This window comes from Isoptericola halotolerans (assembly GCF_045689585.1).
GTDB classification, from domain to species: domain Bacteria; phylum Actinomycetota; class Actinomycetes; order Actinomycetales; family Cellulomonadaceae; genus Isoptericola; species Isoptericola halotolerans_B.
In genome coordinates, this window is the sequence record NZ_CP140108.1 from 1084841 (window position 1) to 1104972 (window position 20132).

The 20132-nt window shown below is 72.8% G+C and carries 16 protein-coding genes; 5 read left to right on the top strand and 11 right to left on the bottom strand.

Going from position 1 to position 20132, the window contains the following annotated elements:
• The first annotated feature begins 219 nt into the window (after positions 1–219).
• Positions 220–1374 (top strand): epoxide hydrolase family protein, encoded by a 1155-nt coding sequence (locus UQW22_RS05130; RefSeq protein ID WP_407319802.1) that lies wholly within the window; start codon positions 220–222, stop codon positions 1372–1374.
• Between the two features lie 55 nt (positions 1375–1429).
• Here the strand turns inward: UQW22_RS05130 and UQW22_RS05135 are convergent, their stop codons facing one another.
• The 6 genes from UQW22_RS05135 to UQW22_RS05160 are packed head-to-tail and all read right to left on the bottom strand — an operon-like array spanning position 1430 to position 11083.
• Positions 1430–2077 carry a response regulator gene (locus UQW22_RS05135; RefSeq protein ID WP_407319803.1) on the bottom strand — a complete coding sequence of 216 codons (648 nt, stop codon included), beginning with the start codon at positions 2075–2077 and terminating at the stop codon, positions 1430–1432.
• On the bottom strand, positions 2074–3144 hold the full coding sequence (locus UQW22_RS05140; protein ID WP_407319804.1) for a sensor histidine kinase: 1071 nt from the start codon (positions 3142–3144) through the stop codon (positions 2074–2076). The genes UQW22_RS05135 and UQW22_RS05140 overlap by 4 nt, the downstream gene beginning before the upstream one ends.
• A gap of 18 nt (positions 3145–3162) precedes the next feature.
• The gene (locus UQW22_RS05145) at positions 3163–4071 is read right to left on the bottom strand and encodes a UbiA family prenyltransferase (RefSeq protein WP_407319805.1); all 909 of its coding nucleotides are present in this window, start codon (positions 4069–4071) and stop codon (positions 3163–3165) included.
• Between the two features lie 42 nt (positions 4072–4113).
• Positions 4114–5388 carry an FAD-binding protein gene (locus tag UQW22_RS05150; protein WP_407319806.1) on the bottom strand — a complete coding sequence of 425 codons (1275 nt, stop codon included), beginning with the start codon at positions 5386–5388 and terminating at the stop codon, positions 4114–4116.
• A complete protein-coding gene (locus UQW22_RS05155; protein ID WP_407319807.1) occupies positions 5385–5807 on the bottom strand; it encodes an SgcJ/EcaC family oxidoreductase in 423 nt (140 codons plus the stop codon). Before UQW22_RS05155 ends, UQW22_RS05150 begins: the two co-directional genes overlap by 4 nt.
• 44 nt (positions 5808–5851) lie before the next feature.
• The gene (locus tag UQW22_RS05160; protein ID WP_407319808.1) at positions 5852–11083 is read right to left on the bottom strand and encodes a beta-ketoacyl synthase N-terminal-like domain-containing protein; all 5232 of its coding nucleotides are present in this window, start codon (positions 11081–11083) and stop codon (positions 5852–5854) included.
• 149 nt (positions 11084–11232) lie between these two features.
• Here UQW22_RS05160 and UQW22_RS05165 point away from each other — a divergent pair, with 149 nt between their 5' ends.
• The 4 genes from UQW22_RS05165 (at position 11233) to UQW22_RS05180 (ending at position 16116) form a co-directional block, all read left to right on the top strand.
• The gene (locus tag UQW22_RS05165; protein ID WP_407319809.1) at positions 11233–12981 is read left to right on the top strand and encodes a (2,3-dihydroxybenzoyl)adenylate synthase; all 1749 of its coding nucleotides are present in this window, start codon (positions 11233–11235) and stop codon (positions 12979–12981) included.
• 74 nt (positions 12982–13055) lie between these two features.
• Positions 13056–14072: a methyltransferase gene (locus UQW22_RS05170; RefSeq protein ID WP_407319810.1), complete on the top strand. Its 1017-nt coding sequence runs from the start codon at positions 13056–13058 to the stop codon at positions 14070–14072.
• On the top strand, positions 14069–15361 hold the full coding sequence (locus tag UQW22_RS05175) for an NAD(P)-binding domain-containing protein (RefSeq protein WP_407319811.1): 1293 nt from the start codon (positions 14069–14071) through the stop codon (positions 15359–15361). Before UQW22_RS05170 ends, UQW22_RS05175 begins: the two co-directional genes overlap by 4 nt.
• Positions 15358–16116: a thioesterase II family protein gene (locus UQW22_RS05180; RefSeq protein ID WP_407319812.1), complete on the top strand. Its 759-nt coding sequence runs from the start codon at positions 15358–15360 to the stop codon at positions 16114–16116. Before UQW22_RS05175 ends, UQW22_RS05180 begins: the two co-directional genes overlap by 4 nt.
• Before the next feature lie 98 nt (positions 16117–16214).
• On the opposite strand, the gene UQW22_RS05185 is transcribed toward UQW22_RS05180, so the two are convergent.
• The 5 genes from UQW22_RS05185 to UQW22_RS05205 all read right to left on the bottom strand — a co-directional run bounded on the left by UQW22_RS05185 (position 16215) and on the right by UQW22_RS05205 (position 20018).
• Entirely contained in the window at positions 16215–17474 is a 1260-nt protein-coding gene (locus tag UQW22_RS05185; RefSeq protein WP_407319813.1) for a cytochrome P450, read from the bottom strand.
• Positions 17475–17599: 125 nt separating this feature from the next.
• Positions 17600–17974 carry a VOC family protein gene (locus UQW22_RS05190; protein ID WP_407319815.1) on the bottom strand — a complete coding sequence of 125 codons (375 nt, stop codon included), beginning with the start codon at positions 17972–17974 and terminating at the stop codon, positions 17600–17602.
• Between the two features lie 50 nt (positions 17975–18024).
• Positions 18025–18855: a carbohydrate deacetylase gene (locus UQW22_RS05195; protein ID WP_407319817.1), complete on the bottom strand. Its 831-nt coding sequence runs from the start codon at positions 18853–18855 to the stop codon at positions 18025–18027.
• Positions 18830–19267: a GtrA family protein gene (locus tag UQW22_RS05200; protein ID WP_407319818.1), complete on the bottom strand. Its 438-nt coding sequence runs from the start codon at positions 19265–19267 to the stop codon at positions 18830–18832. Before UQW22_RS05200 ends, UQW22_RS05195 begins: the two co-directional genes overlap by 26 nt.
• Complete coding sequence (locus UQW22_RS05205) at positions 19260–20018, bottom strand: glycosyltransferase (protein ID WP_407319819.1); 759 nt, start codon at positions 20016–20018, stop codon at positions 19260–19262. Before UQW22_RS05205 ends, UQW22_RS05200 begins: the two co-directional genes overlap by 8 nt.
• Positions 20019–20132 lie beyond the last annotated feature (114 nt).

Below are 20132 nucleotides of genomic sequence, written 5' to 3' on the forward strand. Positions count from 1 at the left end.
TCCCGGGCAGTAGGACGTGCTGACCGCCCCACGGTGCCCGGTCACCCCCGCCGCCGACTCTCATGACGTGCGCCGTCGCCGACAGCCGGAACTTCCAGGCTGCTCAGGTCGATACGGGCCGTTCCCAGCGCGCCCCCGGAAGCCCTAGCGTGCCTGGCACGAGCCCGCTCATGGCACCGGCCCGTGCGCGGCACCCACCCTCGAACTCAGGAGCCTGGGATGGAAAAGTTCACCATCGACATTCCCGACGCGGCCGTCGACGACCTCCGAACCCGTCTGGGGGCCGTGCGGTGGCCCGACGACGGCCGGCTCGACGAGCACCAGACCCCGGGACAGCGCGGACCCGTGGTGAGCAGCGTCAGGGATCTGGCCCAGCGCTGGCTCGAGCTCGACTGGCGTGCCGTCGAAGCCCGGCTCAACGCCTTTCCGCAGTTCGTCGAGGAGATCGACGGGGTGCGGGTGCACTTCTTCCACGTCCGCTCCCCTCACGAGGACGCCACCCCCATCGTTCTCACGCACGGCTGGCCCGGCAGCGCGGCGGACTTCATCGACGTGATCGACGCGATGACGGACCCGACGGCCCACGGCGGCAGCCCGCAGGACGCGTTCCACGTCGTGCTTCCCGACATTCCCGGCTTCGGCTTCTCGGCCAAGCCGGCCGCCGGCGGCTGGACCATCCCCCGGGTGGCCGGCGCGTGGGCGCAGCTCATGGATCGGCTCGGATACGAGCGGTACATCGCCCAGGGGGGCGATCTGGGCGCCTGGATCACGCAGACGCTCCTCGCGACGGACCCCGCTGCAGAGGCAGGACACGTCAACTTCCTCGTGACGCCCCCGCCGCCGGACGACCCCGGCGTCGTCGCCTCCCTGGACCCGACGAGCCTCGCGCGGATCGAGCGGCTCGGCGCGTTCATGACGGAGGGTTCCGCCTACATGGCCCTCCAGGCGACGCGGCCGCAGACGCTCGCCTATGCGCTCACCGACTCGCCCGTCGGCCTGCTGGCCTGGCTCGTGGAGAAGTACCACGCATGGTCGGGTGGCCCGGGAGCCCTCTCCGTCGAGCAGATCCTGACGCACGCCTCGATCTACTGGTACACGCAGACGGCAGGTTCGGCCGCACACTTCTACGCGGACAACGCCGCGCTGCTCCCCACGTCCCCTGTCCCTCCGCCGCCCCCGCCGGTCCAGGAGAAGCCGTTCGGCGTGGGGGTCTATCGCGAGGACCCCGCCCCGCCGATCCGCACGCTCGCCGAGCCAGGTTTCCGCAGGCTCGTGCACTGGGCCGAGCACGACGGTGGACACTTCGCCCCCATGGAGGTTCCCCACACGTTCGTGGCGGACCTGCGGCAGTTCCGGGCCGCGCTCGCCGCCTAGCCGCGCTCCGCGGCACGCCATCGGCTGGCCACGCCCCCCGGGCGTCGCGACGAGGTCATGGCGTGCCGTGGTCGTGCCGTATGAGACCGAGCTGGTGGGCGCGACTGATCGCGCCGGCTCGGGTCGACGCACCGAGCTCGCGGTAGACCTCCGCGAGGCGCCGCTTCACCGTCGCCTCCGAGACGAAGAGCTCCCGGGCGATCCACTTGTTGCTCCGCCCGGCCGCGATGTGCTCCAGGAGCTCACGGTCCCCGGCCCGGAGGGCCACGGGCGGGTGCGGAGCGTCCACCACTCCGGGGACGACGCGGATCGTCCCGCCACCTGAGCTGTGGACGGCGGCGGTCAGCACCGAGCACAACGTGGCCGCGTCGACGACCTTCGACAGGTAGGCGGCGATGCCGAGATCCTCGAGCTCGGCGACACGGCGCGACGAGGCCTGCATCGAGAGCATCGCGATGCGTGTGCTCGGGCTGTCCTCCTTGACCCGGCGTACGAGCGCCGTGGCAGACCCCCCCGGCATGTGCACGTCCAGGACCGCGAGGTCTGGCTGCTGGTCCCGGACGAGCACCGCGGCGGCGCGACAGTCTCCTGCCACCCCGACGACGGCGAAGCCGGCGTCCTCCAGGATGTACCTCAGCCCCTCGGCGAAGACGACGTGGTCGTCGGCGACGACCACCCTGATACCGCCGTTCGACGAGCTCATGGCAGCGGCACGACGAGCTCGACGGTCGTGCCGGAGGCCGGCGCGGACTCGATGACCGCCGACCCGCCGAGCTGTTCCACCCGTTCGATCATCGACCGGAGGCCGGTTCCCGATGACATCGGCTTCGTCCGTGCTCGCACCGCGGAGACGTCGGACAGGCCGGTGCCGTGGTCGCGGACCACGGCCACGAGATTGCTGTACCGGATCCCGATCCTGATGGTGATGGCGTCGGACCCTGAGTGCAGCAGGGCGTTGCGCGTGGCTTCCCGGATCGACAGGAACGCTTGCTCGCGCACCCACGGTGGAACGGAGGCGACTTGCTCCGGATCGGCGATCTCGAGGTTGACACGCCCCGCTCCGTGGCAGTCGACGTACTCGCGCAGGGCCGGTGCGAGGCCCTCCGTGGTGTGGCTGCTCCCCAGGTCCTGCGCGAGGTCCCGGATCATCCTCGAGGCATCCTGCAGCTGGGACTGGAGCACCGACAGGCACTCGTCCGCGCCGGCGCTGTCACCGTGGCGGACGCAGATGCGGCGGATCTCGAGCTGCTGGAAAGCGAGGGCCAGCGCGTGGGCCGAACGGTCGTGCAGGTCGCGGGCGATGCGGTGCCGTTCCGCCACGTGCGCGTCGCTGATCTGCTGCAGGAGGACACCCGCGTACGGGATCGCCGCGTCTCCGACCCTCCGGAGGATCACCTCGGACAGGTCCCGCAGAAGACGTGCGAGGTGCGGCCCCTGGCTGCCCAGCTCGACCGATCCACGCACGATCACGTCGGCGACGATGTCGTGCAGCATCGAGGCACCCTGCAACGAGTACACCGGGTTCATCCGCTGGATCGCGCGCGACCGGCCGACCTCCTCACCCACCGGGTCCGTAGCGACGCCCGCACGCACGAGCACCTCGAGCAACGGTCCGACGACACGATGCAGCTCGTCCTCGCCCAACCGCCCGAGCGGGTTGTCCTCGGCGCGGAGGCGGTCCGTGTAGGTGGCGAGGATCTCTCGTCGGTACCGATCGACGTAGTCGCGTAGCTCGGCCAGGCCGACGGCGTCATCCGCTCCTAACAACATCTCCCCGTGGATCTCTCGCTAGAGCTGCAGCAGTGGTCCGTGAGCTGCGAACTGGGTGTACATGAAGGCCCGGTACGGCCAACGTGCGCGCAGCGACACCGTAACGCACGTCACCACGAGGATCAGCGTGCCCAGGCAGAGCACGACCGACGGCCACCGGAGGAGCTCGGCGAGCGGCAACGGCCCGAAGGCGGCCCACGCCATGGCTGCCGCGATCGTCGCTGCCGCGACGGCGGCGACGTCCGCGGCCACGTCGGGGCCCCGGCTCACGGCCAACGTGAACCGGTTCGCGGCACGATCCCCGTCGACGTCGGGAAGATCCTTCACGAGGGAACCGACGCCCATCCAGAGGGAGAGGCAGACGGCGAAGACGACGAAGGGGGCCGTGACCCTCCCTCCGGACGCGACGAGGCCGGCGTGGTACGTGACCAGCCCGCCCACGACGACCACCACGAACGCGGCTGGTGAGCTGGCCTTGGCCGGCTTCGCGCCGGACGAGTACCGGACCCCGAGAGCCAGTGCGACGGCCAGATGGAGCACCAGGAACCACGAGACGACCAGACCCAGGCCGAGAGCCGCCACCCCGCAGACCCAGACCGCCCGCCGAGCGGCCCGGACGGTCAACCGGCCTGAGGCGACAGGGCGCCGGGAGCCGTTGACCCGGTCGGTGTCGACGTCGGTCACCCCGTTGAGCACGTAGACGGCGACCGTCATCAGGATCCAGGCCAGCAGTCCGACGAGCGTGTGCGGCGAGAGCACCAGGCCACCGCTGAGGAGGGCGCCGGACAGGAACCGGACCCCCCCGATCGCCAGGACCTTCGGACGGGCCTCCCGGAGAACCAGGACGGCGGTGCGGAGCCTGACGGACACCACCAGCAGGTCTCGACGGGCGGTGGTGAGGCGGGCAGGCATCGGCGTCAGGCGCATCGCGTCTCTCCGTCGTCCGTCGGTTGCCACGACGATCGCGCACTACCCCTCGTCTTTCAACTCCTCATCTGCCCCGCTCTCGCCTCCCCCCGCGACGGCTCGACCGACGACCGCACCGTAGAGCACGCCACCGAGCTCCCGGGTGAGCTCGACGACACGCCGGTTCGCCGCCTGCATCCGTCGAAGGGTGTCGAGGTCGTCCCGTGGGGCCGTCCGCTGCCACCCGACGACGAGCGCGTACCCGCCCTGGTCGCCCCGCACCGCGAGGCGCTTCAGCGCGGCCGCGACCGTCACGTAGATCATGACCGCACCGCCGGGGCCCAGGAGGTCGGCGTGGCTGCGGGCGAGCAGGTCTTCCACGACGCCGCGTCCCGCCTCGAGCGGGAGGATCGACTGCAACCGGGGGTGCGCGTGGTGCTGCCACCGGCCGACGGCGCGCTCGCCGGCGACGGTCCCGTCCGCCCGCGCGTAGAACTCACCCACGTCCGACCAGCCCCGCGTCCGATCCATCGCGAGGTCCGGACCACCGAGCTCCTCGAAGCGGGACAGGCGCGTGGTGAAGGTCGGCAGCCCGTCCACGCCCCGGACGGCGAACCCCTCGAGCCAGTGCACGGAGCCGGCCGTGAGCAGGTTGCGCTGGACGTCCGTATGGTCCTGCAGCGTCCTGGTGACGATGTCCGAACGCCGCACCCGGCGCGGGACCGCGTGCAGCTCCAGGTCGACGGCGACGAGGACGCCGTGGCGCCCGTGCCCGCAGAGCACCCGGTCGAGGAGCGGGTCCCCGACGATGAGGTCGTGGGAGTGCCCGTGCACGTCGAGCACCGTGGCGCGCAGGACGTGGTCGGCGGCCGTCCCGAACCGGTGGCTGGCCCCGCTGATCCCGCCCACGGAGAGGGTGCCGCCGACCGTCAGGCCGAGGTAGTCGGGCACCACGACGGGCGCACGACGGCGCGGTAACGTCGCGTCGAGAACGTCTCGCCAGGTCGCGCCGGCGTCCACCCTGATCCAGGTGTCCGTCACGCGGTGCACGCGGCGCAGCCCGCTCAGGTCGATCAGGGCCGAGCCGTCGACGACGGTCTGCCCGTCGACGCTGTGGCCCAGCCCCCGCGGCACGACCCGGTGCCCCCACGCCGTCGCCTCGGCGATCGCGTCGGTGAGCTCGGTGGCGGAACGGGGGCGGTAGACGAGTGCGGGGCGTCCGGCGACCTGCCTCCCGAAGTCGGTGAGCCGCTCGCCGGGTGCGCCGCCGGCAGGCGTACGGACCGGCCGTCCTCCCTGGAGCACGACCGGTCCGACGCCGGGGTCGACCTCGCTCAATTGCGAGGACTGTTCTGATAGGCGGCCAGCTTCCACCCTTGGTCGCGACGGACGAGCAGCCAGGAGGCGCGGACGGCGGCGGTGTCCGCGACGGTCTCGGATCCGGCCTTCACGACACCCCCGTCCGTCAGCATGAGCACGATGTCGTCGCTCAGGCGGCGCACCTGGAAGGGCGCACCGACCACCTGGGTGCCCTGGTAGGGGCCGGTGAACGCCCGCTCCATGAACTCCCTGATGGCGGTCCTGCCCGTGGCGAAGGCACCCGGCAGGATCATGGTGCCGTCCTCGGTGAACACCTCGGCGAAGGCGTCGGCGTCGTGGGCTGCCCAGGCCTCGATGATCTGACGAGGGACGTCGGCGAGCGGCGCCCACTCCTCGGGCATGGCGGCGTCGGTCTCGTGTGCGGCGGTGGCGGTCATGGTCACGTCCTTTCCGGTTCTGCGGATCGTGCGGTGGTCGTCGGTCAACCCGCCAGGGGCGGGGCAGCCAGCTCGTGCGGTTCGTCGTCGCGCTCCAGGACCTCCTCCACGGTGTCCAGGGACGCGTGGACGAACTCACCGAGGTCGTGCACCGTGGGCTTCGCCCAGAGGATCGTGGGCGGGAAGTCCAGCGCGAAGCGCCGCTGCAACCGTGCTCGCAACGCGACGGCCATGATCGAGTCGACGCCGAGCTCGACGAGGGGACGCCGGTGTCCGAGGTCCTCCTTCTCCAGGCGCAGCTCGGCGGCCACCACGGAGTGCACGACGTCGGTGACCTCGGCACGCGCCAGGTCCGGTGCCAGCGCGGGATCGAGCCGGTAGACGTCCGGGTCCTCGACCAAGACGCCATCGTGCTCCAGCTCGCGGAACATCGGTGGCACGGGGAGCCCCGGCGAGATCGGCACGCTCCTGAGGACGGCCTTGTAGGCACCGGTGAACCGGTCGGCGAACGTCCACGCCTGCAGCGCCTCGCTCGCCGAGACGGCGTCGAGCCCACGCATGTTCCCCTCGACCATGGTGGTCGTGAGCTCGGCGGAGAGGCCGAGCCCGCGCCACGAGGTCCACGCCAGGGACACCGCGCCGTCCTCGCCGGCGTTCGCGCGGGCCTGGACGAGCGCGTCGAGGAACGAGTTCGCCGCGGCGTACGCCCCCTGGCCTGAGAGGCGGGCGAGCTGCCCGCAGGACGAGAACGCGACGAAGAAGTCCACGGTTCCCGGCGGGAACGCCTCGTGCAGCGCCCAGGCACCCAGCGACTTCGCGCCGAGGACGTGCCGGACCCCCTCGATCGTCATGTCGTCCACCAGGGCGTCGTCGACACCGCCGGCAGCGTGGACGATCCCGGTGATCGGCGGGTTGTCGGCGTCGTGCGCGTCCACGAACGATCGGACGGCTACCGGGTCCGTCACGTCCAGCGACCTCACCTGCACGGACACCCCGGCGGCCTCGAGTGCCTCCACAGCCTCGGCCGCGCGCCGCTGGTCGGGGTCCGCGAGGCCTGCCCAGTCCTGGCGCGGGGGCAGGCCGCGCCGGCCCACGAGCACGAGACGGCGGGCGCCGCGGCCGACGAGCCACTGGGCCGCCTCGAGCCCCAGGGCACCGAGCCCGCCGGTGATGAGCACCGACCCCCCCGGCGAGCATCGTAGGGGCTCCCGGTCGGCGGACCGGGTGATCCGTGCGAGGCGCGGAACGGTGACCGTCCCGTCGCTGGCCACGTGGATCACGTCCTCCTGCCCGGCCGCCCCCTCCAGCACGGCCGCGAGCGCCGCGCCCGCGGCGTCGTCGACCGAGGAGACGTCCACGACGCCGCCCCAGACCTCCGGGTGCTCACCGGCGATGATCCGGCCCAGGCCCCACGCGGCCGCCTGCGCGACCTGGTCGACGCCGCGGGGCTCGCGCACGCCCTCGGTCAGGAGCCACACCCGTGGGGACGTGCCCTCCGGAGCGAGGTCCATGCTGCCCAGCACGGCTTCCGCCGTGCGCTGGGTGAGTCCGACCGCGGAGTCCGCCGAGGTGATGGTCGAGGGAGCGGCCACCACGACGACGACGTCGGCAGCCGCGGGCCCGGTGGTGACGCTCGCCGTCGCTCCCGCCCGGTTCAGGGCGTCGGCAACGCCGGCCGCCCGGGGCCCGTCGCCGACGACGGCGACGCACGCGGGCGTCGCCGTCCCGAACGGCACGTCCGGCTCGCGCCACACGACCTCGTGCACCAGCTCCTGGGGGTTGGCCGCCTCCGCCTTCTCGACCGAGCTGAACGCGAGGCCGTGCACGCGGGCGACGACCCGCCCGTCGCTGCCGGCGACGTCGACGTCGACGCTGTCGTGCGGCGACCCTGGGGAGCGGCGGGTGTGGACGACGATACGGGCCGGCGGCTCCCCGACGACGGAGACGTCTTCGATGGCCCGCGACATCCACAGGCTCTGCGCGTCGACCGGTGTGACGAGCGTCGCGCTGATCGTCAGCGCCCCGTCGATGACGTGGGCCCAGGATGCAGCCGCGTCGATGTCGGTGTCGTCGACGAGCGTCAGCACCGCCAGCTGCTCGTCGTCGGACCGGTGCAGGTCGTCCAGGCCCCACGGGAACGCGTAGCCGCCCACGCCCATGTTGTGGAACATCTCGTCGAGCCGTTGCCAGTCCCCCAGCGGGAGCCGCGACCGGAGCCCGGCGGCGTCGATCGTCCCGGCGAGACCTTTCCGCGCGGGCTCGACCACGGCGCTCGCGTGCAGGATCCAGCTGTCGTCCGAGCCGCTGTCGTCGTCCGCGACCCTCGAGGAGAGCGCCATGCCCTGGCCCTCGCGGACGACCTGTACCGTGCGCGGCGGCTCCACGGCCAGCGGTGTCCGGAGCACGATGTTGCGCAGGACGACGTCCCCGGCCGCGTCGGACGCCTTGAGGAACGAGTTGAGGATCGAGGCGGCCGGCGTGACCTCGACCCCGTCGAGGGCGTGGTCGAGCGGGTACGGCCGGCTCGCCAGGTCCAGCCGGGTCTGCCAGACGTGCCGTGCGGGCACGCCGCCCACGGCGTGGCTGCCGCCGAGCAGGTCGTGCGCGGCGGGGTCGTGCCCGGCGCCGCCCCGTCCCTGCGCCGACTCCTCGAAGAGCCAGTAAGGCCGGTGCTGCCAGGAGGCGCCGGGAAGACCGAGCGGCTCCCGGGTGCGGTCGGCTGACCAGGCGGGCACCACGCCGGCGCAGTAGAGCCGGCCCGCGGTGCGGAGCACGTCTCCGGGGGCGCCGGCGCCGCGGCGCACGGTGCCGACGGCCGCGACCTCCTCGTCGCGGTGCTGCGCGACCTCCATCACGGAGTGGGAGACGACAGGGTGGGTGGAGACCTCGAGGAAGACGCGGAAGCCGTCGTCGAGGGCGGCGTCGACCGCCGCGGCGAACCGCACCGGGGCGCGCAGGTTGCGGCCCCAGTAGCCCGCGTCGCGGACCGCCTCGTCGCGCGGGTCCTCCAGGGTCGTGCTGTACAGGGAGACCACAGCGCGCCGTGGCCCGAGGTCACCGGCCGCCTCCACGACCTCCGCCAGGACGTCGTCGACCTCCGGGCTGTGGAAGGCGACGTCGGTGGCGACGGCACGGATCGGGACGCCGTCGGCCTCCCAGTCGCGGACGACCGCGGCCACCGAGTCCGCCTCCCCGGAGATCACGGTGGACCGCGGACCGGCCGCGATCGCGGCGACCACACCGTCCACGCCGGCCAGCCGCTCGCTCGTCTCGGCGAACCCGAGGCCCGCCATCGCCATCGCGCCGTTGCCGGCGACCTTCCCCAACGCACGGGCACGCCGGCAGGCGAAGCGCGCGGCGTCGTCCAGGTCCAGCGCCCCGGCGGTGTGCGCCGCGGCGATCTCACCCACGGAGTGCCCGATCACCGCAGCCGGCTCCAGGTCGTGGGCGCGCCAGGTCGCCGCCAGGGCCGCCTGGACCGCGAACGTGAGGGCCTGCACCTGCGGGGTGGTCCACGGCCCGCCCTGCTCGAGGAGCTCCCGCGGGCTCCACCCGAGCTCGTCGGTGAACACGTCGCCGAGGCTGTCGATCACGCCCGTGAAGGCGTGGTCGACGTCGAGGAGGTCCTGGCCCATCCCCTCCCACTGCGACCCGTGCCCCGAGAAGACCCAGACGGCGCCGTTCTCGCTCCCCGGCACCACTCGGCCGGTGATCACGTCCGGGCTCGTCCCGCCGCCCGACGCCGCGGCGAGCCCGTCCACCAGACCGGCCACGTCGGCGGCGACGACCGCCGTCCGCTCGGGAAGGTGGGACCTGCGCGAACACAGCGTGTCGGCGACGTCGTCCAGCTCCGGTGCGTGCCGGGCGAGCCAGGCACCCGTCCGATCCGCGAGGTCCCGGACCCCGGCACGGGTGGCCGACGAGAGCGGGACGAGCACCGGCCGTGCGCCCTGGGCGACCGCAGCCGCGACCGGGCGCCGGGGCGCCTCCTCGAGGACGACGTGCGCGATGGTGCCGCCCACGCCGTAGTTCGAGACCCCGGCACGGCGGGGCGTGGTGCCGGGCGCCCAGCCGGTCGGCTCGGCGGCCAGCCGCAGCCCGTTGCTGCCCCACTCGGTCCTGGTGGTGGCACGCGTGTGCAGGCTCGGTGGGATGACGCCGTGCCGGAGCGCCAGGACGACCTTCATGATGCCGGCCATGCCGGAGCCGCCCTCGACGTGACCGATGTTCGGCTTGATCGAGCCGACGAGGCAGGGCTCCTCCCGGGCGGCACCGATCACCTGCGAGAGCGCGGCGAGCTCGGCTGCGTCCCCCGTGGGAGTGCCCGTGCCGTGGGCCTCGACGTACCCGACGGTGGTGGGATCGACGCCAGCACGGGCGTAGACGGTCCGGAGCATGTGGGCCTGGGCGTCCGCGTTGGGCGCCATCATGCCGTCGGAGTGCCCGTCCTGGAAGACCCCGCTGCCACGCAGGAGCGCGAGCACCCGGTCACCGTCGCGCTGCGCGTCCGCCAGACGTTTGAGCACGAGCACACCGGCACCCTCGCCGCGCCCGTAGCCGTCGGCGTCGTCGTCGTAGGCCTTGCTGCGCCCGTCCGGGGCCAGCGCACCCGCTCCCTCCAGCGCGACGTTCAGGGCCGGCGTGGAGATGATGTTGAGCCCCCCGACGATCGCGACCGACGTCTCGTCGCCACGCAGGGCCTGGCAGGCGACGTGCACGGCAGTCAGGGTGGCGGCGCACGCCGTGTTCACCGCCATGCTGGGACCGCGGGTGTCCAGGAAGTAGGAGACCCGGTTGGCGATCCCGTAGTCCGTGGTCCCGTTGACCGCGTAAGGACCGGTACGCGTCATGTCCTCGAGCAGACGACGGCCGTAGTCCGTGGAGTTGACGGCGGCGTAGACCGCCGCGTCCGAGCCGCGCAACGACGTCGGAGGGATGCCCGCGTCGACCAGGGCCTCCCACGTCAGCTCCAGCATGAACCGCTGCTGCGGATCCAGGTAGGCGGCCTCCTTCGGGGTGATGCCGAAGAACTCGGCATCGAACCCCTCGATGTCGTCCAGGTAGGAGCCGAGCAGCGTCGTGGCGCGCAGTACCGCCGTGGCCTCCGGCGACGCGTCCGCGTAGGCGCGCCACCGCTTCTCCGGCATCGGCCGGACCGCCGTCCGGGACTCCATGAGGAAGTCCCACAGTGCCGCAGGCGTGTCGAGGTTCGGGGCGAACCGGCAGCTCATCCCCACGATCGCGATGGCGTTCTCGTTGTCCTGACGATGGCTCAAGGACCTGTCCCTTCCGTCCGTGCCCGTTGCCGGAGCAGGGCTGCTACCAGCAACTCCGAAGACTCCACCGGCCCCGCGGCTCCATAGGTTCGAGTCGCTTGTCTCGAGTCTCGCGACACGAGGACGCCGAACGCACCTCATGACGTGCGATGAACCGGACCGAGGAGGTCTTCCCCATGACCGTCGACCTGCCGGTGCAGGACGCACCCGGATGGCCCACGCAGCTGGCCCGGTCCTACCGCCGCGACGGGGCGTGGGACGACGTGCGGCTGTTCGAGCTGCTGATCGACGCCGCGACATGCTGCGCCACGCGCGAGGCCCTGGTGGACGGCGACCGGTCCTGGACCTATGCCGAGCTCGTCGTGGAGGTGGAGGCGCTCGCGGCCGGGCTGCGCGGCGTGCTGGACGTCGGCGACCGCGTCGTCGTCCAGCTGCCCAACCGCGCCGAGGCCGTGCTGACCACGCTGGCCTGCTTCGCGGCCGGGACGGTGCCGGTCTGGGCGCTGCCGCAGCACCGCGAGCACGAGCTGACGGCGTTCGCCGGCCACTGCGACGCCCGCGCGCTCGTGACGATGGGCACCTACCGGGGCTTCGACTACGAGGCGCTGGGTCACCACGTGCGCGACCAGGTGCCGTCCCTCGACCACGTGGTCGTCGTGGGCGCACCCCGGTTCCCGGGCTCGGTCCCGTTCGCCCGGCTCGCGCGGGGGGCCGGGCAGTCACTGCCTCTGGTCCAGGACGGTCCGGCCTCGGCGGACGACGTCGCGGTGCTGATCCCCTCCGGCGGGACGACCGGCGCGTCGAAGGTCGTGCCACGCACCCACAACGACCTCGGGCACATGCTGCGCGCGGCCTGCGCGGCGAGCCGGTTCGACCGGTCGAGCCGGTACCTGGTCGTGCTGCCCGTGGGTCACGGCTTCGCCAACACCGGTCCCGGCGTCCTGGGGACCCTCGTCGCGGGCGGGACGGTCGTGCTCTGCCCGTCCCCGGCCCCGGAGACCGCCCTGACGCTCGCCGTCCGGCACCGGGCAACGGCCACGAGCGTCGTCCCCGCCATCCTCCAGCGCTGGGTCGAACACCTCGACGAGCACCCCGACGCCGCGCCGTCGTTCGTCCTCGTGCAGAGCGGGGCCGCGCACCTCGCGCCCTCGCTCGCCGACGCGGCAGAGCGGCACACCGGGTGTGTCGTCCAGCAGGTCTACGGCATGTCCGAGGGGCTGACGTGCATGACCAGGATCGGCGACCCGCTCGATGTCCGCCGCCGGACGCAGGGCCGGCCGATCAGCCCCTTCGACGAGCTCCGGGTGGTGGACGACGACGGCGCCCCGCTCCCGGACGGGGAGGTGGGGACGCTGACCACCCGTGGCCCGTACACGGTGCGCGGCTACTACCGGTCGCCCGACGTGAACCGGCGCGCGTTCACCCCCGACGGGTGGTACGTCACGGGAGACCTGGTTGTCCGGCGACCGGACGGCCGCATCGTGGTGAAGGGGCGCACCGGCGACACCATCAACCGCGGCGGCGAGAAGGTCGCAGCCGACGAGGTGGAGGACCTGCTCCGCTGCCTCTCCGGGGTCGAGGACTGTGCGGTCGTCGCGATGCCGCACCGCACCTACGGCGAGGAGGTGTGCGCGTTCGTCGTCGGGCGCGACGGTCGTCCGGTCGGGCACAGCGAGGTCGTGCAGCACCTGGAAGCGGTGGGCCTGTCTCGCTTCAAGGTGCCGAAGCAGGTGTTCGACGTGGCGTCCCTGCCGCTCACGGGCATCGGCAAGATCGACAGACGCCGCCTCCGCGCCGAGGCCGCCCGGGCGGCCGCCGTTCGCGACTGCCGGGAGCACGCCCGCGTCGACGATCCCGAGGTCTCCCCGGTTGCGCCGTCCCCCGCCGAGCCTTGTTGATCCCCCGGTCGCGCCCTAGCGTCCACAGCGACCGGGAAGCAGGTCGAGAAACTCAACGGGAGCAAGGAGCGCCCATGACGCAGGGACCAGGACTGAGGGCGATGGCAGACCTCGCCACGCCCATGTCCATCAGGGTCGGCGCCACGCTCGGGGTGGCCGACCACGTCGCCGCGGGGGCGACCACCGCCGAGTCGATCGCTGTCCGCTGCGACGCCTTCGCCCCTGCGCTCGAACGGCTCCTGCTGCACTGGGTCTGGCTCGGGCTGCTCCACCGCTCGTCCTCAGGAGCGTTCGACCTGACGGAGCTCGGTGGACAGCTGAGGTCGGACCACCCGGCAGGCAAGCGGGACTGGCTGGACATCCGCGGGAGCGTCGGGCGAGGGGACCTCGCGTTCGTCGAGCTGATGCACACGATCACGACGGGAGGTTCGGCGTACCGGGCCCGGTACGGTCAGGACTTCTGGGACGACCTCGGCTCCGACCCGACCCTGCGGACGTCGTTCGACACCCTCATGCAACGGCACGTGGAGGCGGACGACGCGGAGATCGTCGATGCGTACCCGTGGGCTCGGCACCGCACGGTCGTCGATGTCGCCGGCGGCAACGGCGCTCTGCTGGCGACGATCCTGCGCGCCCACCCCGGCCTCCACGGCGTCCTCGTCGAGCTGGACGAGCCGGCGGCCCGGGCGCGGGCGGCGTTCGACTCGGCGGGCCTGCGCGAACGGGTGGACGTGGCGGTCGGGTCGTTCTTCGAGCCGCTCCCCACGCGTGGCGACGCCTACGTCCTGTCGGCCGTCCTCCACGACTGGGACGACGAGAGCTGCCTGCGCATCCTGCGGAACTGCCGTGCCGCGACGACCGCCACGGACCGGTTGCTCGTCATCGAGGCCGTGGGGCACGACGGCGAGTCCGTCGACCCCCGGATGGACCTGCGGATGCTCGCCTACACCGGCGGCAAGGAGCGTGGGGTGGGCGAGCTCGCGGACCTCGCCGCGCGTGCGGACCTGGAGCTCGTCCGGACGCACCTCGTGCCGGGCAGCCGGTACATGGCCGTCGTCGAGCTCGCCCCGGCCGGAGGGCAGGACCGGTGACGGTGCTGCTGGTCGGTGCCGACCTCGGGTCGGCCACCGAGGAGCTCCTCGACGTCCTCGCGCTCGACACCTCCGCCGAAGAGCACCTCTGCCGGGCGCTGCAGTCCTCCGGAACGGTGGACGGGGCGTTCGTGCTCAGCACCTGCCAGCGCACGGAGGTCTACGTGTCCACCGAGGACTGCCGGCTCGCCGCGACCGCGGTCGAGAGGGCCTGGACCTCCGCCGTCGGGTCCGCGCGATCCGCGTGCGCCGGGGCGCTGCACGCCCGGAGCGGCGCTGCCGCAGCCGCACACCTGTTCGCCGTCGTCGGCGGGCGACGGTCGGTGACGCCGGGCGAGACCCACGTCGTCGACCAGGTCCGCGGTGCCCTCAACCGGGCACAGCGCCACGGCTTCCTCGACGCCGAGCTCAACACCCTCGTCCAGCAGTCCTTGCGGACCAGTCGGCGGATCCGTGCCCTCGCCGGCGCCGGCGCCGGCTCAGGGCTCGCGGAGTGCGCGCTGCAGGCCGCCGGGGCGCACGTCCGGGTCGGGCCCGCGGTCGACGTGCTGGTGCTGGGGGCCGGCATCGTCGGCAGGGACGCGGCGCGGGCAGCGGCGCGCCACCACGCGAACGTGGTGATCCGGAACCGGACGCTTCTCCGTGCCCAAGCCCTCGCCGACGAGGTAGGCGGCCGCGTCGCCTCAGGCCCTCTGACCGAGGCCCTCGCAGAGGCGGACGTGATCGTCTCGGCGACGTCCTCGCCGACGCCGGTGGTCGACCTCACGGCGGCCCGGGCGGCAGCACGCTCCCGCGACGGACGCCCCCAGGTATACGTCGACCTGGCCCGCCCTCGGGACGTGTCGGCCGACGTCGCCCGGCTCCCGAGCGTCCACCGCGTCGGTCTCCACGACCTCGGTCCGGCCGGCGGCCGGGCGAGGGACACAGCCGTCGACGCCGTCGCCGTGGCCGATGCCGACGAGTGGGAACGTGCGCGCCGCGCCGCGGCCGCCGGTCCCCTGCTCGAGGCCCTGGGCGCCCGGGCGACCGAAGTCGTCGAGGACGAGGTGCGCCGGGTCACGCAGCTCCGCGGGACGCACCCCGCCGACGCCGAGCTCCTCCGGACCTCGCTCCGGCGCGTCGTCAACCGCCTGCTCCACGCCCCGAGGACACGTGCACGTGCGCACGCGGTGACCGGCACCCTCGCCGAGTACGAGGCCGCGCTGGGCGATCTCTTCGCCGCACCGCGACGTTCCACGCACAGCACCTCGCCCCAGCACCGCAACCCGGGAGAAGTAGGCGCACGATGACAGCAGCCCATGAGTTGACGGCGCGCGAGGCAGCGGCACCCGAGCCCGCGTGGTTCGCCCTCTACCCGTACGGCGGTGGTGGTGTGGGCAGCTACCGGACACTGCTCCCCATGCTGGCCGGGCACCACACGCACGTCCCGGAGCTCCCCGGGCGCGACCGGCGCCACCGGGAGCCTGCCCACACGACGTTCTCCGCGCTGTCGGACGACCTGTGGGGTCAGCTCGCCACCGAGCTCGAGCACCGGGAGCCGGACGGCCTCGTCCTCTTCGGGTACAGCCTCGGTGGCATGATGGCCGCAGACATGGCCCGTCGGGTCGAGGCCGGCGGCGGCCAGGTCCGCGCCCTGGTCGTGGGCGGCGCCGCCTCGCCCGACCGGTGGGACCACTCCGGCATCGCCGACCTCTCGGACGAGGAGTTCGTCGCACGGTTCCGTCGGCTCGGGATCGCGCCCGCCGAGGTGCTCGACGACGAGTGGATGGTGGCGCTGTTCATGTCGGTGTGGCGGGCGGACTCCCGCGTCGCCGAGTCCATCGTCCCCGCACGTGACTTCGCCCTGCGGTGTCCGGTGATCGCCGTCGCGGGCACCCGTGACCCGCTCGCGGGCCGCGACGACGTCGAGGCCTGGACGACGCTCGGGGGCCCCGGGTCCTCGGGGAGCATGGTCCGGGGCGACCACGGGACCATGATCCGCAACCCGGTCAACGCTGCCCGGCTGCTGCGGGACGCCGCCGGAGCCGGTGTCCCGCGCAGGTAGCGAGCGGCGCGTCCGGGGAACGGCCCGGCGGACCCGGGGACCAGCGGAGGGGGCGCACGCCCTGGCGTGCGCCCCCTCCGGGTCGGTCGTCGGTCCGGTCAGGCCGGCGCGCCGACCTGCAGCCCCAGCCGCACCGGGATCCGTGCGTAGCCGTTGACGACGAAGCTGCCCTGCGGCTCCAGCTCCTCACGCGGCGTGACCAGCTCCATGTCGGGGAAGCGCTCCATGACGGCGGGCAGGCCGATCTTCGCGGCGAGCGTGGCGAGCCGCGCGCCGAGGCAGTAGTGGACGCCGAAACCGAACGACAGGTGCTGCTTGTTCTCGCGGTCGACGTCGAACACGTCGGCGGTCTCCCCGTGGACGGCCGGGTCACGACCCACCCCGGCGAAGTCGACGAGGATGACGTCCCCGCGCTTCATCTGCACACCGCCGATCTCGCAGTCCTCGACCGCGAAGCGAAACGGCAGGTGGGCGACCGGGGACTCGACACGAAGGGTCTCGTCGAAGACGTCGTCCCACGAGACGGTGCCCTCCCGAAGACCCTGGCGCAGCTCTGCGTCCTCGAGGACGTGGAGCAGCGAGTGGGCCAGGCCGTTGACGAGTGTCTCGGATCCGGCACCGAGCAGCAGGTGCAGGGTACCGATCATCTCGTCGTCCGACAGGCGGGACCCGTCCTCTTCCTTGGCCGCGATGAGGCCGGAGGTGAGGTCGTCACCGGGGTGGGCCTTCTTGTACTGGACGAGCTCGGCGATCGCGTCCTGCCACTGCCCGAGGTTGGCCTCGGCCTCCTCGTTGCTCAACGTGGTCTCGACGTTCTTGTGGCCGCCCGCCAGGACGTCCGCGCGGCGGTCGTCCGGCACGCCGAAGAGGTCGCACATGAGCTGGGTCGGCAGCTCCATGCAGAACATGCCGCGGAGGTCGACGACGTCCCCGTCACGCCCGGCGGCCTCCATGCCGTCGAGGAGCTCGGTGACGCGCTTCTCGATGTGACCTCGCATGAGCTCGACCCGGCGTCCGGTGAACGCCTGCAGGAGGAGCTTGCGCAGGCGGGAGTGGTCGGCGCCGTCGTTGGTCGCGAGTGTGTTCATCGCGGCCCACGTGATGAGCGGCCAGCCGTCGGAGATCCGGCCGTCCATGAAGTCGGGCCAGTTGCGCCGCGGGTCCTTGGAGAACAGCTCCTGGTTGCCCATCATCTCCTTGGCGACGTCGTGGTCGTGCACGGACCATGCCAGCACCCCGTCGGGGAGCTCGACGCGCGCGATCGGACCCTGCTCACGCAGGTGACGTGTCTCGCCGTGCGTGTCGAGGCCCTGAGGGTCGAGGACGTACGGGCACGCGGGTGCTTCGGTCGAAGTCATGGGACCTTGCCTTCCGTTGCGTTTGCGATGGCGGGGCCGCTGTGCTCGCAGCCCCGGTGTGGCGGGACGTGCTCCCCGACGTCTGCCGGGGACGGTCGGACGAGGCCGTCGTCGGCCGTCGTGGTTCAGGACTCCTTGAGCCCGACGGTGTTGCCCTCGAGGTCGCGGACAGCGGCGATCTTCCCCATCGGTGTCGGCGTGGGATCCATGACGACGGTTGCGCCGAGCGTCGTCGCGCGCTCGAGCGCGAGCCCGAGGTCCGCGACGGGGAAGTAGGGGACGAGGCCGACGTAGGGCGAGCTGTCGGAGGCTCGGCCGATCCCGCCGGACGGCGGCTGGTCACCGGCGGTGACGACGGCATAGTCGTCACCGTCCATCGGGTGGACGTCCCACCCGAAGAGCCGGCTGTAGAAGTCGTGGGTCTGCTGCGGGTCGCGGCTGGAGATGTCGAACCACACCGCCTGCGCGGAGGCGGTGGCACGACCGGTGTCGTTGCTCATGCCTCGGATGCTAGGTGGGCCGTGCGGCCCGGATTTCTCCTGGTGTGCGATCACACGCGGGAGTCTCGTCCGGGCCGCGCGAGCCTGGCCCTTCCGCGGCGGATCGCGTCCAGGAGCCCGGGGTCGGTGAGCGCACGCACCTCGCGCTCCCATGCGTAGTCCCACCGGTAGCGCTCGCGGTCCTGGGACGTCGGGAGCCCGGGATGGCAGTTGATCTCCAGGACACCGACGTGCCCGGAGCCGGCGACGGCTCCGAGCACGTCGGCCGTCGTCAGACGACCTGCCTCGTCGAGCCCTGCGAACGCGTCGTTCGTCGAGAGCCCGGCCCGACCGGCGGCCGCGCCGAGGCGCCGGCTCCACCGGCGGATCACCGAGGCGCGCGGTGACCTCGACCGCGTCGAGGGCACACGCACGTAGCCGACCCCGGCGTCGAGCGTCAGGTCGATGACGACGTGTGCCACCGCCGGCAGGAGGTGCACGTGCTGGTGGGTGTTGACGTGCGTCAGGTTCAGCCCGAGGTCGTGCCGGAGCAGGTCGAGCTGGGCCCGACCCTCAGCGCGGACGTCGTCCGGGTCCACGCGACCCGCCAGCACGCGTGCGGCGAGGTGCCGCCACGACGCCGGCAGGGCTCCGGACCGGTCGACGAGGGTCGGGACCTCCCTGCGGGTGAGCAGCGGTGGGTCCTCGCCCACGAACACCAGGTGCGCCCCGAGCGCCAGCCGCGGGTGATCGGCGGCCTCACCGACGACGCGTCGCAGAGCGCGGCCGTTCGCCATCACCGATGCGGCCGTGACGATCCCCCGCTCGTGCGATGCCAGGATGCCCCGGCTGATGCCCTCGCTGATGCCGAAGTCGTCAGCCGTGATGATCAGGTCGAGCAAGGACGCCTCCTCGGGTCGGCGGGAACACCCAGTGCCGGAGCAGCAGATAGCGGACCAGGATCGACGTGGCGTCGGCGCCCACGACCACGGCCACCTCGAGCACCCGGTGGCCCGGGTCGAGAGCCGAGAAGGCGACCGCGGCGACGGCGAGGCTCGCCAGCAGTGCCACCGCCGCCTTGACGTGCTGCCGCCAGACGGGCTCGGACCTCTCCTCGGTGAAGGAGATGCGCCGGTTCCCCTCCGTGTTGACGACGGTGGCGACGGTCAGTGCGACGGCGTTCGCCACGACGGGCTCCCACCACGTCCGCAGCAGGACGAACCCGCCCAGGTGGATGGCACCGGTGACGGCACCCACGACGGCGAACCGGACGAACGGAAGCCGCCACGCGCCGGCCACCACCCGGTCAGGCACCGACCGTCCTCTCGTGGTGCACGCCCGGCGCTCGGCCGCTCCGAACCATCCGGACGATCTCGCGGAGGAAGCTGCCCACCGTCGGGAGCACGTCGACGGAGGAGCTCGGGTCGTCCAGGCAGTCGACCGGGACCTCCCGGATCCGCAGACCGGCAGCCTGCGCGAGCACGAGGAGCTCCGTGTCGAAGAACCAGTGGTCGGCCTGCACGTCCTCCATGACCTGCACGAGCGCGTCGCGGCGACCCGCCTTGAACCCGCACTGCGCGTCGCTGAAGCGCGCACCGAGCACGACCCGGAGCAGCAGGTTGAGCGAACGGGACAGCAGGGCTCGGTGCACCGACCGTTCGACGCGTGAGCCACGAAGGTGCCGGCTCCCCACGCTGACGTCGCTGTCACCGGACAGGAGGGGTGACAGCAGTGGCAGAAAGGCGTCCAGGCCGATGGACAGGTCGGCGTCGATGTACGCGACCACGACGGCATCGCTGGAGGTCCACGCGTTCCGCAGCGCGAGCCCGCGACCCCGAGCAGGGTCGGAGAGCACGCGGACACCGTCGAGCTGCCGGCAGAGCTCGTCCGCCACGGATGGAGTGCCGTCCGAGCTGCCGCTCTCGGCGATCGTGATCGCGAAAGTGCAGGGCAGCGCGCGCGACAGGTAGGCGTGCAACACCCGGACGTTGGCGTCCAGCACGTCTGCCTCGTTGTACGCGGGCACCACCACGTCGACTGTCGGTGCTTTCGTCGGTGGCGTCATCGGCCCTCCCGTTCGGTCGCGTGGCGACGCTACCCAGGGGCTCGAAGGCGGACGACTCATGGTCTGCGGGTGGGAGCCGCGCGCCGCTGCCCGGGAGTTGCCGCGGCCCTCCGG